The organism is Leisingera aquaemixtae, from assembly GCF_019801145.1.
Classification (GTDB): domain Bacteria; phylum Pseudomonadota; class Alphaproteobacteria; order Rhodobacterales; family Rhodobacteraceae; genus Leisingera; species Leisingera aquaemixtae_A.
This window is the reverse complement of record NZ_JAHVJQ010000005.1, coordinates 376131-393057: the sequence shown is the minus strand read 5'-3', so window position 1 is coordinate 393057 and position 16927 is coordinate 376131. Positions and strand designations below refer to the sequence as shown.

16 protein-coding genes are annotated in these 16927 nt (G+C 64.5%); all 16 read left to right on the top strand.

Going from position 1 to position 16927, the window contains the following annotated elements; genetic code table 11:
• The first annotated feature begins 65 nt into the window (after nt 1-65).
• Entirely contained in the window at nt 66-461 is a 396-nt protein-coding gene (locus KUW17_RS14815) for a hypothetical protein (RefSeq protein WP_222480459.1), read from the top strand.
• Nucleotides 462-684: 223 nt separating this feature from the next.
• On the top strand, nt 685-1053 hold the full coding sequence (rpsM, locus tag KUW17_RS14810; RefSeq protein ID WP_222480457.1) for a 30S ribosomal protein S13: 369 nt from the start codon (nt 685-687) through the stop codon (nt 1051-1053).
• A gap of 14 nt (nt 1054-1067) precedes the next feature.
• The gene (rpsK, locus tag KUW17_RS14805) at nt 1068-1457 is read left to right on the top strand and encodes a 30S ribosomal protein S11 (protein WP_019298013.1); all 390 of its coding nucleotides are present in this window, start codon (nt 1068-1070) and stop codon (nt 1455-1457) included.
• A 113-nt stretch (nt 1458-1570) separates the two neighbouring features.
• Complete coding sequence (locus tag KUW17_RS14800; RefSeq protein ID WP_019298014.1) at nt 1571-2587, top strand: DNA-directed RNA polymerase subunit alpha; 1017 nt, start codon at nt 1571-1573, stop codon at nt 2585-2587.
• A gap of 136 nt (nt 2588-2723) precedes the next feature.
• The gene (gene rplQ, locus KUW17_RS14795; RefSeq protein WP_222480455.1) at nt 2724-3152 is read left to right on the top strand and encodes a 50S ribosomal protein L17; all 429 of its coding nucleotides are present in this window, start codon (nt 2724-2726) and stop codon (nt 3150-3152) included.
• A 171-nt stretch (nt 3153-3323) separates the two neighbouring features.
• Nucleotides 3324-5747 carry a CHASE3 domain-containing protein gene (locus tag KUW17_RS14790; protein ID WP_222480453.1) on the top strand — a complete coding sequence of 808 codons (2424 nt, stop codon included), beginning with the start codon at nt 3324-3326 and terminating at the stop codon, nt 5745-5747.
• 295 nt (nt 5748-6042) lie between these two features.
• The gene (locus tag KUW17_RS14785) at nt 6043-7122 is read left to right on the top strand and encodes a 3-deoxy-7-phosphoheptulonate synthase (RefSeq protein WP_222480451.1); all 1080 of its coding nucleotides are present in this window, start codon (nt 6043-6045) and stop codon (nt 7120-7122) included.
• 197 nt (nt 7123-7319) lie between these two features.
• Nucleotides 7320-8726 (top strand): trypsin-like peptidase domain-containing protein, encoded by a 1407-nt coding sequence (locus tag KUW17_RS14780; protein ID WP_222480449.1) that lies wholly within the window; start codon nt 7320-7322, stop codon nt 8724-8726.
• Nucleotides 8726-10048 carry a replication-associated recombination protein A gene (locus tag KUW17_RS14775; RefSeq protein WP_222480447.1) on the top strand — a complete coding sequence of 441 codons (1323 nt, stop codon included), beginning with the start codon at nt 8726-8728 and terminating at the stop codon, nt 10046-10048. Before KUW17_RS14780 ends, KUW17_RS14775 begins: the two co-directional genes overlap by 1 nt.
• Nucleotides 10049-10195: 147 nt before the next feature.
• Nucleotides 10196-10576, top strand: coding sequence for a fluoride efflux transporter CrcB (gene crcB / locus KUW17_RS14770; RefSeq protein ID WP_222480445.1), 381 nt, complete (start codon nt 10196-10198; stop codon nt 10574-10576).
• Nucleotides 10573-11619 (top strand): RluA family pseudouridine synthase, encoded by a 1047-nt coding sequence (locus KUW17_RS14765; RefSeq protein WP_222480443.1) that lies wholly within the window; start codon nt 10573-10575, stop codon nt 11617-11619. The genes crcB and KUW17_RS14765 overlap by 4 nt, the downstream gene beginning before the upstream one ends.
• Nucleotides 11616-12284, top strand: a complete 669-nt coding sequence (locus KUW17_RS14760; protein ID WP_222480442.1) for an HAD family hydrolase — start codon at nt 11616-11618, stop codon at nt 12282-12284. Before KUW17_RS14765 ends, KUW17_RS14760 begins: the two co-directional genes overlap by 4 nt.
• Nucleotides 12285-12287: 3 nt before the next feature.
• The gene (locus tag KUW17_RS14755; RefSeq protein WP_222480440.1) at nt 12288-12992 is read left to right on the top strand and encodes an ATP12 family chaperone protein; all 705 of its coding nucleotides are present in this window, start codon (nt 12288-12290) and stop codon (nt 12990-12992) included.
• A gap of 232 nt (nt 12993-13224) precedes the next feature.
• A complete protein-coding gene (locus KUW17_RS14750; protein ID WP_222480438.1) occupies nt 13225-14241 on the top strand; it encodes an amino acid ABC transporter substrate-binding protein in 1017 nt (338 codons plus the stop codon).
• Nucleotides 14242-14367: 126 nt separating this feature from the next.
• Entirely contained in the window at nt 14368-15615 is a 1248-nt protein-coding gene (locus KUW17_RS14745) for an amino acid ABC transporter permease (RefSeq protein ID WP_222480436.1), read from the top strand.
• Between the two features lies 1 nt (nt 15616).
• Nucleotides 15617-16921: an amino acid ABC transporter permease gene (locus tag KUW17_RS14740; RefSeq protein ID WP_222480434.1), complete on the top strand. Its 1305-nt coding sequence runs from the start codon at nt 15617-15619 to the stop codon at nt 16919-16921.
• The last annotated feature ends 6 nt before the right edge of the window (nt 16922-16927 follow it).

The following is a 16927-nucleotide window of genomic DNA, read 5'->3' as shown; positions in this document are numbered from 1 at the left end:
CGTTTACCGGATTGAAGTGCCCCGTGCTGCAAAGCTGCGGGGCATTTTCTTTTCCGGAGGTTCCGATGACCGCCCATTTTCTGAAAGCCCCGGCCGTTCTGGCCGCGGCGGCTGCCCTGTCCGGCCCGCTTTTGGCGGACCAGCTGTACCTTGACGATGCCGCCGCCTGCGACCGGGTGCTGATCAGCCAGGACGGGGTTGCGGATTATGCCAATGAGGGCGGGCTGATCCTGCATGAAAACGGCTTCAGCTCGATGGAGTATTTCTGCAACTTCCAGCCTGCGCTCAGCCTGGAATGGGGCAGCTACCGGGTCAGCGACCACACGGGCCGCTGCGAGCTGCCTGGGCCGCAGTATTTCCCGCAGCTGTTCACAGTAGTTCTGGACCCGGAGGAGCCTGGCACGGTATCCGTCTGGATGGGCGAAGCCGAGCCGCTGCAGTTCTTTGCCTGCAGCAGCTGACGGGGCAGGGGGCGGCCCCCGGGTTTTCGCAGATCACGGGTTGACCCCCGCGGCAATTCCACATAGGCAACCCCATCCCTTCTGGGAATGATTCCCGGCGGATGGATTCGTCTGTCTGCCTTACCACCTCGAAATGCTGGACCCTCTGGCCACACTGCCACGGTCAAGTGTTGTGAAAAAAGGTTCCGGCGTTACGGAACCGCAACGAAAAGGAAAGTGACACGTGGCACGTATTGCCGGCGTTAACATCCCGACTGCAAAGCGGGTTCCCATCGCCCTCACCTATATCACCGGTATCGGCAACACCTCGGCGAAAGCAATCTGCGAAGCCGTGGGCATCGACCAGACCCGCCGTGTGAACGAACTGTCCGACGCAGAAGTCCTGGCCGTGCGCGAGCACATCGACGCCAACTACACCGTCGAAGGCGACCTGCGCCGTGAAGTGACCATGAACATCAAGCGTCTGATGGACCTGGGCTGCTACCGTGGCCTGCGCCACCGCCGCAACCTGCCGGTCCGCGGTCAGCGTACCCACACCAACGCCCGCACCCGCAAGGGCCCGGCAAAGCCGATCGCCGGCAAGAAGAAGTAAGGGGGGCTTGATCAATGGCACGCGATAAAACCCGCATTAAGCGTAAAGAGCGCAAGAACATCGCCTCCGGCGTTGCTCACGTGAACTCTTCGTTCAACAACACCAAGATCCTGATCTCCGACGTGCAGGGCAACGCGATCTCCTGGTCGTCCGCCGGCACCATGGGCTTCAAAGGCTCGCGGAAATCCACTCCTTACGCGGCTCAGATGGCTGCTGAGGACGCGGGCAAGAAAGCCCAGGAACACGGTGTGAAGACCCTGGAAGTCGAAGTTCAGGGCCCCGGCTCTGGCCGTGAATCGGCTCTGCGCGCACTGGCCGCTGTCGGCTTCAACATCACCTCGATCCGTGATGTGACCCCGATCGCGCACAACGGCTGCCGCCCGCCGAAGCGCCGCCGCGTCTAATTCGAATTTTTTGCTGGGGCCCCGCTTGATTCGCAGGGCCCCAGTGCGTCATTTAAACCTCGGGCGTCCTTGGCCTTTCGGACATGGGGCAAGGACAGGAATGGAGGGAACGCATGATCCATAAGAACTGGGCAGAGCTGATCAAACCGGCACAGCTGGAAGTGAAGCCGGGCAACGATCCTGCACGCCAGGCAACTGTCGTCGCAGAGCCGCTGGAACGCGGTTTCGGCCTGACCCTGGGCAACGCGCTGCGCCGCGTCCTGATGAGCTCGCTGCAAGGCGCGGCCATCACCAGCGTGCAGATCGACAACGTCCTGCACGAGTTTTCGTCCGTGGCCGGTGTCCGTGAAGACGTCACCGACATCATCCTGAACCTCAAGGGCGTGTCCCTGCGCATGGAAGTCGAAGGCCCCAAGCGCCTGTCGATCAATGCCAAGGGCCCGGCAGTTGTCACCGCTGGCGACATTGCCGAAACCGCAGGCATCGAAGTTCTGAACCGCGACCACGTGATCTGCCACCTGGACGACGGCGCCGACCTGTTCATGGAACTGACCGTGAACACCGGCAAAGGCTATGTCTCGGCAGACAAGAACAAGCCGGAAGACGCACCGATCGGCCTGATCCCGATCGACGCGATCTACTCGCCGGTCAAGAAGGTCTCCTACGACGTTCAGCCGACCCGCGAGGGCCAGGTGCTGGACTATGACAAGCTGACCATGAAGGTGGAAACCGACGGCTCCATCTCTCCTGACGATGCCGTGGCCTATGCCGCTCGCATCCTGCAGGACCAGCTGTCGATCTTCGTCAACTTCGACGAGCCGGAATCGGCTGGCCGCCAGGACGAGGACGATGGCCTGGAGTTCAACCCGCTTCTGCTCAAGAAAGTGGACGAGCTGGAACTGTCTGTCCGTTCGGCAAACTGCCTGAAGAACGACAACATCGTCTATATCGGCGACCTGATCCAGAAGACCGAAGCGGAGATGCTGCGCACCCCGAACTTCGGCCGCAAGTCGCTGAACGAGATCAAAGAGGTTCTGTCGGGCATGGGCCTGCACCTCGGCATGGACGTCGAGGACTGGCCGCCGGACAACATCGAAGATCTGGCCAAGAAGTTCGAAGACAGCTTCTAAGGTTTTCGAGGAGGGCTCCGGCCCTCCTCTTCAATGCCCGGGACTGCCGGGGACAATCTGGGCATCCGCCCCAAGGAGAGCGGCTGACACGCATCAGCCGCCTGACAAAGCAAAACGCAAGATAAGGAACTGAAAAATGCGTCACGCACGTGGTTACCGCCGCCTGAACCGTACTCATGAGCACCGCAAGGCCCTGTTCTCCAACATGGCCGGCTCGCTGATCGAGCACGAGCAAATCAAGACCACCCTGCCCAAGGCAAAAGAACTGCGCCCGATCGTTGAAAAACTGATCACCCTGGCGAAACGCGGCGACCTGCACGCCCGCCGTCAGGCAGCTTCCAAGCTGAAAGAGGACAAGGACGTCGCGAAACTGTTCGAGGTTCTGGGCCCGCGCTACAAGGACCGTCAGGGCGGCTATGTCCGTGTTCTGAAGGCCGGCTTCCGCTACGGCGACATGGCTCCGATGGCAATCATCGAGTTCGTCGACCGCGACGTTTCCGCCAAAGGCGCCGCCGACAAGGCCCGCCTGGAAGCAGAAGAAGCAGCTGCTGAAGCAGACGAATAAGACGCACTGAACCTTTCGGGTTTACTGTCTGGCCCCCGCTCCGCCCGGAGCGGGGGTTTTTCTTTACGCCACGGCATCCGGCGCTGCCTGCGGCCGGCGCTCTTTGCAGAAAGGGAATCGTAATTTTATTCTGACTTAACTTTGCCATCCGAAACCTCCGGGACAGATGTGATGGCAAAAAAGAAGACTTCCGCAGCCAGGCGGTTCTCACTGGCAAACCTCAGCACCAGGGTGAAAATCGTCTCCGTTGCGGTGCTGCCGCTGCTGCTGGTGCTTGGCGTAGGTGTGCTGGCGGTCTTCAACCTGGGCCGGATGGATCAATCGGCCAAGGCGGTGGACCACACCCAGGAAATCCTGACCGGCTCGCAATCCCTGGCCGAGGCCGCCTCGCAGATGGAAGCGGGGCTGCGCGGCTATCTGCTGGCAGGCCGCGAGGAATACCTGGTCCCGTTTGAGGACGGCAAAACCCGTGTGGCCGAAACCCTGGCCAGCCTGCGCAGCCTGGCGGGGGATGATGCGGAGATGCTTGCCACGCTGGACGAGGCGGAGCAGATCCTGACCGGCTGGCAGGAGAACGTGGCCGCCGGCGCCATCGAACTGCGCCGCGAGATCGGCGACGCCATGAGCATGAACGACATGGCCGACGCGGTGAAGGAGTCCAAGGGCCGGGTCCTGTTTGAAGAATTCCGCGCCGAAGTCGGCAAGATCATCGAGGATGAGGAGGTGGAGCTTGCCAACCGCCGCAACATTTTCTCCTCGCTGGTGAATGCCGGCATTGCCGATCCCGACTATCTGAGCACCTCGCTGGAGGAAGTGGAGCGGGCCCATGAGGTGATCAGCACCGCCAAGGACCTGCTGGCTGCCGCCGTTGACATGGAAACCGGCGTGCGCGGCTTCCTTCTGGCAGGCGACCGGGCGTTTCTCGATCCCTACATGGAAGGCAACGAACGCTTCAACGAGGTCATGGCCGACCTGCGCGAGGCGTTCACGGACAAGCTGATGCAGACCAACCGGCTGAATGCGGTGGCAGAGATTATCGGCAACTGGCGCAACGACGTGGTTGTGCCGATGCTGCAGCTGCGCCGGGTGATCGGCAGCGCCGCAACCATGGACGATATGGCGGACCTGGTAGCTGAGGGCCAGGGCAAGGCGTATTTCGACAGCTTCCGCGGCACCATGGCCGCCCTGCAGGCCGCAGGCACCGAAGCGATGGCCGAGCGCCGCGCCGCCAATGAGGCGCTTGGCGCCCAGACCCGCACCATGATCCCTGCCGCCATCGGCGGCGCCATCCTGATCGGTGCGGTGATGGCCTTCCTGATCGCGTCCGGCATCGCCTCCGGCATCCGCCGCATCGTGGTGTCGATGCGCGGCCTGGCAGAGGGCAACAACGCGGTGGAGATCCGCGGCCAGAACCGCGGCGACGAGGTCGGCGACATGGCCCGCGCGCTGGAGAAATTCCGCGACGAGCTGGTGCGGATGCAGGAAGCCGAACAGAAGAAGGCCGAAAGCAAGGACGCCGAGCTGGCCGGCGTGGTGCGGGAGCTGAGCGAGCGGCTGTCGCGCCTGGCGCATGGCGACCTGACCATCCGCATCGCCGAGGCCTTCCCGGAGGAATACGAGCAGCTGCGCGCCGATTTCAACGGCTCCATCGACAATCTGAACGCCACCGTGCAGCAGGTGATCGCGGCCGCCGCCAGCATCCGCAGCGGCGCTGCCGAGATCAGCCAGGCCTCCGACGACCTGTCGAACCGCACCGAAAGCCAGGCGGCGACGCTGGAGGAAACCGCTGCGGCGATCGATGAGCTGACGGCCTCGGTGAAATCCGCGGCAGAGGGCGCCCGCAACGTGGAAACCACCGTGCGCGAAGCCCGCCAGGAGGCCGAAAGCAGCGGCGAGGTGGTGCAGGAAGCGGTCGCCGCGATGAGCGGGATCGAGGACAGCTCCAACAAGATCTCGCAGATCATCAGCGTGATCGACGACATCGCCTTCCAGACCAACCTGCTGGCGCTGAATGCCGGGGTCGAGGCGGCGCGGGCCGGCGAGGCCGGGCGCGGCTTTGCGGTGGTGGCCTCTGAGGTGCGGGCGCTGGCGCAGCGCTCCTCCGATGCGGCGATGGAGATCAAGACGCTGATCTCCGACAGCTCCCGCCAGGTGGACCAGGGCGTCGATCTGGTCGGCCGGGCAGGCGAGGCGCTGCAGTCCATCGTCGGCCGTGTCAGCCATATCTCGCAGCTGGTCTCGGAAATCGCCGAAGGCGCGGCGGAGCAGTCCACCGGCCTGCATGAGATCAACACCGGCGTCACCCAGCTGGATCAGGTGACCCAGCAGAACGCCGCAATGGTGGAGGAAGCCACCGCCGCAGGCCATCTGCTGAACAGCGACGCGATGAAGCTTGCCGACCTGGTGGCGCGGTTCCAGGTCGATGGCAGCGCGGCTGCGCCTGCGGCCCCGGCTGCCCCCATGGCTCCGGCGGCGGCAGGCGCCCTGCCCACCGCCCATGGCGGCGAGGACTGGGAGATCGAGGCCAGCCCGGCGCCGGTGGCCATGGCCCCGGCTGACGGCAACGCCGCACGTGATCTGTGGCAGGACTTCTGAGGCCCGCCTGCAAGATGAAGCACAGGGCCCTCCCGCGCGGAGGGCCTTCTGCATTCTGCCGGGGAAATTCAGGGGTGACAGCCCCGCGAATCTCCGCTAGCGTCCGGCCCATGACCCGCACCTATGCCGCATTCTGGTATTTCTTTTATCCGCGCCACATGGCGGACGGAGGGGTCAGCGCATTCTGAGTTAAGAGACCGGAACGCACCAGGATACCACCAACCGCCCGCAGCCCGCAGGCGGTTTTTTTGTATCCGCCGCAGCGCCAAGGGCCTCCCGCCAAGGAAGCTGAAACATGACACCCCAGACCGAAAACCTCCGCATCACCGGCATGCAGGAACTGATCTCACCCGAGGACCTCGCGTCGCAGCTGCCCTCGACGGCGGCGGCCACCGATACCGTGCTGGCCAGCCGCACCGCCATTCAGGACGTGCTGCACGGCCGCGACGGCCGCGTTATTGCGGTGGTCGGCCCCTGTTCGATCCACGATCCCGCGGCGGCGATGGACTATGCCCGCCGCCTGGCGCCGCTGCGCGCGCGGCTGGCGGGCGAACTGGAGATCGTGATGCGGGTCTACTTCGAGAAACCCCGCACCATCTCGGGCTGGAAGGGGCTGATCAACGATCCCGGCCTCGACGGCTCCTTCCGCATCAACGAGGGCCTGGGGCTGGCGCGCCGCCTGTGCCTGGACATCAACGCCCTGGGCCTGCCGGTCGGGACAGAGTTCCTGGATACCGCGGTGCCGCAGTACATCTCCGATCTGGTCGCCTGGGCCGCCATCGGCGCCCGCACCACCGAAAGCCAGATCCACCGCGAGATGGCCTCCGGCCTCAGCTGCCCGGTGGGGTTCAAGAACGGCACCCGCGGCAATGTGCAGATCGCGGTGGATGCGGTGCGCTCTGCCGCGCATCCGCATCATTTCATGGCGCTGGCGAAATCGGGCCGTGCGGCAATTGCGGCCACCAGCGGCAACCCGGACTGCCACCTGATTCTGCGCGGCGGCGGCGGCACCAACTATGATGCGGCTTCCGTCGATGCGGCCTGCCAGCTGGCGGAAAAAGACGGTATCCGCGGCCATGTGATGATTGACGCCAGCCACGCCAACAGCGGCAAGGATCCGATGCAGCAGCCCGCGGTGCTGCGCGATGTGGCGGCGCAGATCGCCGGCGGCGACAGCCGCATCACCGGCGTGATGATCGAAAGCCATCTGGTGGCGGGCCGCCAGGACCTGGGCAAGGGGGAGCTGACCTACGGCCAGTCGATCACCGACGGCTGCCTCGGCTGGGAGGACACCGTGGCAGAGCTGGAGCATCTGGCCGCCGCGGTTGCCAAGCGCCGCGCGGCTGCCCCGCAGGCGGAACTGGCGGAGGCCTGAGGTTTGCCAGGGGGACAGGCCGCTGAATTGCGCGGTCTGATCCTTTATTCATCTGGCTGAAAATATCCCGGGGTGAATTGGCCGTCAGGCCAAGAGGGGCAGCGCCCCTCCGCCCCGCAGGGATGAGGCTTGCCTCCAGCCTTGCAATCCGGGCGCGCGCTCCGCATATCCTTCGGGCAGCAACAAACGGAGTCCGCATGATCCGCCCAGCCCTGACCGCCCTTGCCCTGTGTCTTGCCCTGCCTGCGCTGGCCCTGCCCGCTGGTGCCGAAACCAAGGTGCCGCAGAGCCAGGCGGAGATCGCGCTGGGGTTTGCGCCGCTGGTCAAGGAAGCGTCTCCGGCGGTGGTCAACATCTATGCCAAGGTGGTGCGCCAGGTGCAGCAGCGCCGCCGCTCGCCGTTCATGAACGACCCGTTCTTCGATGATTTCTTCCGCGGCTTTTCCCAGCCGCAGCCGCGGGTGGAAAACTCGCTCGGCTCCGGGGTGATCCTGTCGGCGGACGGCATCGTGGTCTCCAACTACCACGTCGTCGGCAGCGCCACCGAAATCCGCGTGGTGACCAATGACCGGCGCGAATACAATGCGCGGGTGATCCTGGGCGACAAGGCCAGCGACCTGGCGATCCTGCAACTGGAAGAGGCTGCGGACCTGCCGTATCTGGAGCTGCGCGACAGCGATGAGGTTGAGGTGGGCGAGCTGGCGCTGGCGATCGGCAACCCGTTCGGGGTGGGGCAGACCGTCAGCAGCGGCATCATCTCCGGCCTGGCGCGCACCGGCATGGGGGCGGGCGACGGCTTTGGCTACTACATCCAGACCGATGCGCCGATCAACCCGGGCAACTCCGGCGGCGCGCTGATCGACGTCAATGGCGATCTGATTGGCATCAACACCCGCATCCTGTCCCGTTCCGGCGGCTCTAACGGCATCGGCTTTGCGATCCCGGCGAACCTGGTGCGGGAGTTCGTGGAGCAGGCGCAAAACGGCGCTGAGGAGTTCCAGCGCCCCTGGGCCGGCATGGCCGGACAGCCGGTGGATGCGGATCTGGCTGCCTCGATGGGGATGGAACTGCCGGAGGGCATGGTTGTCTCCGACCTGCACCGGGAAAGTCCCTTTGCCAAGGCGGGGTTCAAGGTGGGCGACGTGATCACCCATGTGGACGGCGAGGTGGTGAATTCGCCGTCCGAGATGGTGTTCCGCATGTCGGTCTCCGGCCTTGGCGGCACGGCTGAAATCACCCGCCTGCGCGGGGCTGAGCGCGACGTGGTCGCAGTGCCGATGATCACCGCGCCGGACCAGCCGCCCGCCAACCCGTTGCAGCTGGATGAAAAGACCGCGCTGCCCGGCCTGACGGTGGCGCAGATCAATCCCCAGGTGATTGCCCGCCTCGGCCTGCCGCTGTCGGCGGAGGGCGTGGTGGTCACCGATCCCGGCCCCTATGCCGGGCGCGGCGGGGTGCAGCCGGGCGATGCGCTGCTGGCGGTCAATGGCAAGCCGGTGACCAGCACTGATGATGTATACGCCATCCTGGCAAACGGCGGCCGCTGGATTCAGCTGGACCTTAACCGCCGCGGCCAGCATGTCACCCTGCGGTTCCGCACCTGATGGCGGACCTGTTCGGCAGCCCAGCGCCCGCGGACGGCGGCGCGCAGCAGGCCGGCGTGAACCGGCCGCTGGCCGACCGGCTGCGGCCGCAGTCGCTGGCGGAGGTGATCGGCCAGCAACAGGTGCTGGGGCCGGAGGCGCCCTTGGGAGTGATGCTGGCCTCTGGCTCCTTGTCCTCGCTGATCTTCTGGGGGCCGCCGGGCGTGGGCAAGACCACCATCGCGCGGCTTTTGGCGCAGGAGACCGACCTGCATTTCGTGCAGATCTCGGCGATTTTCACCGGCGTGCCGGAGCTGCGCAAGGTCTTTGAGGCCGCCAAGATCCGCCGCCAGAACGGCCAGGGCACACTGCTGTTCGTGGATGAGATCCACCGCTTCAACAAGGCCCAGCAGGACGGTTTCCTGCCGCATATGGAGGATGGAACCATCCTCCTGGTGGGGGCGACCACGGAGAACCCCTCGTTCGAGCTGAACGCCGCTGTGCTGTCGCGCAGCCAGGTGCTGGTGCTGGAGCGTCTGTCGCTTGCGGATCTCGAACGCCTGACCCAGCGCGCCGAGAAGGAGCTGGGCCGCGCCCTGCCGCTGAGTGGCGATGCCCGCGATGCGTTGCACGAGATGGCCGATGGCGACGGGCGGGCGCTCCTGAACCTTATTGAACAAGTCGCCGCCTGGAAGGTGGAGGCGCCCTTGGGGCGCGAGGCGCTGTCCAACCGGCTGATGCGCCGCGCGGCCAAGTTCGACAAGTCCGGCGACGAGCATTACAACCTCATTTCCGCCCTGCACAAATCGATCCGCGGCTCCGATCCGGATGCGGCGCTCTATTGGCTGGCGCGGATGCTGGAGGGCGGCGAGGACCCGCGGTTCCTGGCCCGGCGCCTGACGATGATGTCGACCGAGGACATCGGCATGGCCGACCCGCAGGCCAATACGGTTTGCCTCAATGCCTGGCAGACCTATGAGCGGCTTGGCAGCCCGGAAGGCGAGCTGGCGCTCGCGAATGCCGCGGTCTACCTGGCGCTGGCGCCGAAATCCAACGCGGTCTACGTCGGCATCAAGGCCGCCCGGCGGCTGGCCAAGCAGACCGGCAGCGCGCCGCCGCCCAAGCACATCCTGAACGCGCCGACCAAGCTGATGGCGGAGCAGGGGTATGGCGACGGCTATGCCTATGACCACGACGCCGAGGACGGGTTCTCCGGCCAAAACTACTTCCCCGACGGGGTGAAGCGGCCGGTGCTCTATCAGCCGGTGGAGCGCGGGTTCGAGCGCGAGCTGAAGCGGCGCACGGATTACTTTGCGAACCTTAGGCTGAAGCGGAACAAGTGAAGCGGCTATCCTGCGGGAAAGCCGCTGCCTCCGGCGGGAGTGTTTGGGGAAAGATGAAAGGGAAGGGCGTGTGCCTGCGTCAGCCCTGCGCGCCGCGCAATACGGGCAAAACTTGACATCCCTGCCTGCGCCGGCGACAGGACGGGGATGATTTCTTCGGTTTCCATGGTGGCCCTTGGCGGCGCAATCGGGGCGGTGTGCCGCTATCTGTCCGGCCTGGGCATCATCCGGCTGCTGGGACATCACGACTTCCCGGTGGCGATCCTGACGGTAAACATCCTCGGTTCCTTCCTGATGGGGATGTTCGTGGTGGCGGCAGCGCTGCGGGACCTGACCTGGCTCAGCCCGCTGGTGATGACCGGGCTGATGGGCGGGTTCACCACCTTCTCGGCGTTCTCGCTGGAGACCGCCAACCTGATCGAGCGCGGCGCCTTCGGGCAGGCGGCGCTCTATGTAGCTTTGTCCGTGGGCCTGTCGGTCGGCGGATTGTTTCTGGGCCTGATGGCCGCAAGAGGAGTGTTCGCATGAGCGGCGTTCAGATGATTACCGTCAGCGAAGACGACAGCGGCCAGCGCATCGACCGCTGGCTGCGGCGGCTGTTTCCGCATGTGAACCAGGGCCGTATCGAAAAGATGTGCCGCAAGGGCGAGCTGCGGCTGGACGGTGCCCGCGTGAAGGCCAATACCCGCGTCGAGGCGGGGCAGGTGGTGCGGGTGCCGCCGCTGGCGGACAGCGACCTGAAACCTGCCGCGCCGCGCGAGATGAAAATCTCTGATGCCGATGCCAAGATGATCCAGTCCTGCGTGATCTACCGCGACGACGATGTGATCGTGCTGAACAAGCCCGCGGGGCTGGCGGTGCAGGGCGGCTCCGGCACCACCAAGCATGTGGACGGGCTGGCCGAGGCGCTGAAGTTCGGGCTGGAGGAAAAACCCAAGCTGGTGCACCGGATCGACAAGGACACCTCCGGCGTCTTGGTGCTGGCGCGCAACCGCAAGGCGGCGCAGGCGCTGACCGCCGCCTTCCGCCACAAGAACACCCGCAAGATCTACTGGGCGCTGGTGGCCGGCGTGCCGACGCCCTACCTGGGCGAGATCAAGAACGGGCTGGTGAAGGCGCCGGGCCACGGAAAGTCCGGCGAAGGCGAGAAGATGATCAACGTGCATCCGCGCGACATCGACGACACTCCCGGCGCCAAGCGGGCGCATACGCTCTATGCCACGCTCTACCGCGTTGCCAGCCGCGCCGCTTGGGTGGCGATGGAGCCCATTACGGGACGCACCCACCAGCTGCGGGCGCATATGTCCGGCATGGGCCATCCGATCGCCGGCGACGGCAAATACGGCGGTTCCGGGCAGGAGAACCTGGGCGACGGATGGGGGGCCTCGATCGGCGGCGTGATCTCCAAGAAGCTGCACCTGCACGCGCGCCGGATGGTGTTCGAGCACCCGGTGACCAAGAAGGAAATCGCCGTGGTGGCACCGCTGCCGGAGCATATGAAGGAAAGCTGGGACACCTTTGGCTGGAGTGAGGACCTGGCAGCGGACGACCCGTTCGAGGACCTGAAGTGAGCGCAGAGCTGCGGCTGATCCTGTTCGACGTCGATGGCACCCTGGTCGACAGCCAGGGCGCGATCACCGGCGCCATGGCGGAGGCGTTCGAGGGCGCCGGGCTGAAAACGCCGCCGCGCGAGAGAATCCTGTCCATCGTCGGCCTGTCGCTGCCGCTGGCGATGGCAGAGCTGGCGCCGGAGCAGGACGCGGAAACGCTGGACGCGCTGGTGGAGGGCTACAAGTCCTCTTACATGCTGGCGCGCGAGGCGGCGGGCGCAGCGCATTCGCCGCTTTACCCCGGGACGCGGGAGATGCTGGCAGAGCTGAACGAGGTGCCGGAATACCTGCTGGGCGTTGCCACCGGCAAATCCCAGCGCGGCGTTGACGCGCTGATCGCGGCGCATGGGCTGAGCTGTTTCGTGACCCGTCAGGTGGCGGATCACCACCCGTCGAAACCGCATCCGTCGATGATCCTGACGGCGATGGCGGAGACCGGGGTGGAGCGGGCAAGCACCGTGATGATCGGCGACACGCGGTTTGACATCGAAATGGGGCGCGCAGCGGGGGTCACCACCATCGCCGTGCCCTGGGGCTATCACCCGGCAGAGACATTGGGCGCCGATTACCTGATCCGCGATTTCGCGGAACTGCGCCCGCTGCTGGCAGAAATCTGGAAAGGCTAAGAGATGAGCGGCTGGGCACAGAAACGGTTCTGGAAAGAGGTCACCGTGGCGGAGACCGAAGACGGTTTTGCGGTGGAGCTGGACGGCCGCCGGGTCCGGACGCCCGCCAAGGCGCCGCTGATGGTGCCGACCCGGGGCATGGCCGAGGCAATTGCCGCCGAATGGGACGCCCAAAGCGAATCAGTTGACCCGAAAACCATGCCCTGCACCCGGTCGGCTAACGCTGCGATTGACAAGGTGACACATCAGCACAGTGAAGTTGCGGCGATGCTGGCTGAATACGGCGACACCGATCTGCTGTGCTACCGGGCGGACTCCCCGGCTGAACTGGCGGCCCGGCAGGCCGCCGAATGGGATCCGCTGCTGGACTGGGCAGAGGCGGAACTGGGGGTGCGCCTGCAGCTGCGCGCCGGGGTGCTGCACCAGCCGCAGGAGGCGGCGGCGCTGGCCGCGCTGGCGGAGAAGGTCCGCGCCATGACCGCCTTCCAGCTGGCCGCATTTCACGATCTGGTAGGCATTTCAGGCTCTTTGATCCTTGGATTTGCGGCTGCTGCGGGCTGCCGCAGCGCCGAGGAGATCTGGCAGCTGTCGCGCCTGGACGAGCGCTGGCAGGAGGAACTGTGGGGCGTGGACGAGGAAGCGCAGGCCGCAGCCGAAGTGAAACGGCTGGAATTCCTGCACGCCAAGCGATTCTACGATTTTTCCTGAGAGGACAAGAAATTACTTTTCCACAGGGGGAACCCGAAACAAAATTCCGTGCGCTGGCCCTGCGTGCGGAATTCGTACATCGAAATTCCTGATAGCGCACTTGACGTTTGCTGATGAATGCGCCCAAACTCAGCGACGAATTAGGGGCAAACCCTTCTTCAGTCTCATATCCGGCGGGGGATCGCCGGAAAATAAGAACCGCCGAATGGCGGGCTATCAGGAAGAGGTAAATATGAAAAAATCCGTTATTTTGGGCGCAATGACCTTTGCCGGTCTTGCGGCTGGCGCAGCATCTGCCGGCACGCTGGACGACGTGAAGGCCCGCGGCAAGCTGAACTGCGGCGTCACCACCGGCCTGGTCGGTTTTGCGGCCCCGAATGCAAACGGGGAATGGGAAGGTTTTGACGTTGCCGTGTGCCGTGCTGTGGCTGCAGCCGTGCTGGGCGACTCGAACGCCGTTGAATTCGTGCCGACCACCGGCAAGACCCGCTTTACCGCGCTGGCGTCCGGCGAGATCGACATGCTGGCCCGCAACACCACCTGGACCTTCAGCCGCGACGTTGACCTGAAGTTCGAATTCGTGGGCGTCAACTACTATGACGGCCAGGGCTTCATGGTCCCGAAAGAGCTGGGCGTGTCCTCGGCCAAGGAACTGGACGGCGCCACCGTCTGCATCCAGACCGGCACCACCACCGAGCTGAACCTGGCGGACTTCTTCCGCTCCAACAACATCAGCTACGAGCCGGTTCCGATCGAAACCAACGCCGAAGCGCAGCAGCAGTACCTGGCAGGCGCCTGTGACGTCTACACCACCGACGCTTCCGGCCTGGCCGCAACCCGCGCCACCTTCGACGATCCGTCGGGCCACGTGATCCTGCCGGAAATCATCTCCAAGGAGCCGCTGGGCCCGCTGGTCCGCCATGGCGACCACGAGTGGGGCGACGTTGTCCGCTGGAGCCTGAACGCGCTGGTCGCGGCAGAAGAGCTGGGCATCACCTCGGCCAACCTGGGCGAAATGGCAGCCGGCACCGAGAACCCGGAAATCAACCGCCTGCTGGGCACCGAAGGCACCCTGGGCGAAATGCTGGGCCTGTCGGCTGACTGGGCCAAGAACGCGATTGCCGCTCAGGGCAACTACGGCGAGATCTTTGCCAAGAACATCGGCGAAGACACTCCGGTCGGCCTGGCCCGCGGCCTGAACGCACAGTGGACCGAAGGCGGCCTGCTGTACGCTCCGCCGTTCCGCTAAACACACCACCGGGAGGGGCGCAGGAGTTTCCTGCGCCCTTTTCCTATCTGAAAAAAGCTCCGGCCAGCTGCGGAGCGGGGACAACCCCGCCAGGATCAGGAAACCGGAGTCAGGGGATCACAATATATGTCAACGCTTACTGACCCGCCAAAGGAGCAGTTCCGGCTGTCCATGCTCCTTTACGACACCCGCTACCGGTCGGCGACCATCCAGGTCATCGCCATGTTCGGGTTCATGCTTCTGGCAGCCTGGCTGATCAACAACACGATCATCAACCTCAACACGCTGGGCAAACCGGTCGCCTTCAAGTTCCTGGGCGAAACCGCCGGGTACGACATCAACCAGCGTCTGCTCGACTACAACAACCAGGACAGCCACCTGCGTGCCGCCTTCCTGGGCCTCTTGAACACGCTGGTGATTGCCTTCCTCGGCTGCATCGCGGCCACCGTCATTGGTGTGCTGGTCGGCGTCCTGCGGCTGTCGTCCAACTGGCTGGTTGCCCGCCTGATGACGATCTATGTCGAGATGTTCCGCAACGTGCCGGTGCTGTTGTGGATCGTGCTGATTTTCGCCATCGTCACCGAAGCGACGCCGCACCCCAAGGTCTACAGAGGTGTCGAGACCGGCGCCATGGTGGTGACCAACCGCGGCACCTATATTCCGGAACCCCTGTTCTCCCGTTCGCTGGGTGACATTCACCTGTTCGGCAGCTCCCCTTTGCGGTTCGATGTTTCCCTGGATCTGATCGCAATCCTGGTGGTGCTGGGCCTGAGCATTTTCGCCTCCATCAAGATGCGCCAGCGCGCTGACCACATCCAGGAGACCACCGGCGACCGGCCCAAGACCTGGCATATGCGCACCGCGGTGATCGTGCTGCCGATCCTTGTTCTGCTGATCGCGCTGGGCTTCCACCTGGGGTACCCGGAGCTGAAGGGCTTCAACTTCCAGGGCGGCACCCATCTGCGCAACTCGCTGATCGCCCTGTGGCTGGCGCTGTCGCTGTACACCGCGGCCTTCATCGCGGAAATCGTGCGGGCCGGCATCCTGGCAATCTCCAAGGGCCAGACCGAGGCGGCATCCGCCCTGGGCCTGCGCCCGAACCGGACCATGTCGCTGGTGATCCTGCCGCAGGCGCTGCGGGTGATCATCCCGCCGCTGATCTCCAACTATCTGAACCTGACCAAGAACTCGTCGCTGGCGATCGCCGTGGGCTACATGGACATTACCGGCACCCTTGGCGGCATCACCATGAACCAAACGGGACGCGAGCTGGAATGCGTTCTGATGCTGATGCTGGTGTACCTGGGTATCTCGCTGACCATTTCGGCGATCATGAACTGGTACAACGAAGCCGTGAAGCTGAAGGAGCGCTGAGATGTCTGATATTGGATTTGTCCGCACCGAAATGCTTCCTGAGAAGGACCCGCCGGCCTCCGAGGTCGGGGTCATCGGCTGGGTCCGGCACAACCTGTTCTCCAGCTGGCTGAACGCCATCCTGACGGTTCTGTCGATCGGCGCCATCTACTATGTGCTGTCCGGCGTCCTGCCCTGGATCTTCCAGTCGGTCTGGAACGCGGACTCGCTGAGCGAGTGCCGTGAGATCATGAAAGGCACCTGGGAGTCGACCCATGGCCACGCCTGCTGGGGCGTGATCCGGGAGCGTTGGCTGCAGCTGCTGTTCGGCTTCTACCCGAACCACCTGTACTGGCGCCCGATCCTGGCCCTGGTGTTGCTGCTGGCAGCCCTCAGCCCGATCCTGTTCTCGGACAAGGTCTCGTCCAAGATGCTGATCCTGACCACGGCCTACCCCTTCATCATGCCGTTCCTGATGTGGGGCGGCACCATCTGGGGGCCGGTCTGCGCCGCGCTGGGTTTTGTCATCGGTTTCCTGATCATCAAACACGCCGCCGCGGCGATTGGTGAGCTGTGGGCGATGATTGCCGGTGTTGTTGCCGCGCTGATCTGGTGGTTTATCCTGGCTGGCCCGGTTGCCGGGGCGCTGTCCTCGGTGCTGCCCATCGGCATCGAAGCGGTCCAGAGCCGCCAGTTCGGCGGCTTCATGCTGGCGATCATGCTGGGGGTCGTGGCCATTGGTGTCTCGCTGCCGATCGGCATCGTGCTGGCGCTCGGTCGCCAGTCCGACCTGATCATCGTCAAGTACATCTGCGTCGGCTTCATCGAGTTCATCCGCGGCGTGCCGCTGATCACTCTCTTGTTCGTGGCGTCGCTGCTCTTGAACATCTTCCTGCCGCCGGGAACCAACTTTGACATCATCCTGCGGGTGATGATCATGATGACCCTGTTCTCCGCCGCCTACATGGCTGAGGTGATCCGGGGCGGTCTGGCTGCCTTGCCCAGAGGCCAGTATGAGGGCGCCGACTCGCTCGGCCTCAACTACTGGCAGGCACAGCGCCTGATCATCATGCCCCAAGCCCTGAAAATCTCCATTCCGGGCATCGTGAGCACCTTCATCGGGATCTTCAAGGATACGACCCTGGTATCGATCATCGGCTTGTTCGATGTGATCGGCCTTGCCAGCGCGATCCGCGCAGACACCGCATGGAACGGCATCTACTGGGAACTGTTCGCGTTCATCGCGGTGCTGTTCTTCGTCGTCTGCTTCTCCATGTCCCGCTATTCCATGTACCTTGAGCGCAAGCTCAAGACGGACCACCGTTAAGGAGTT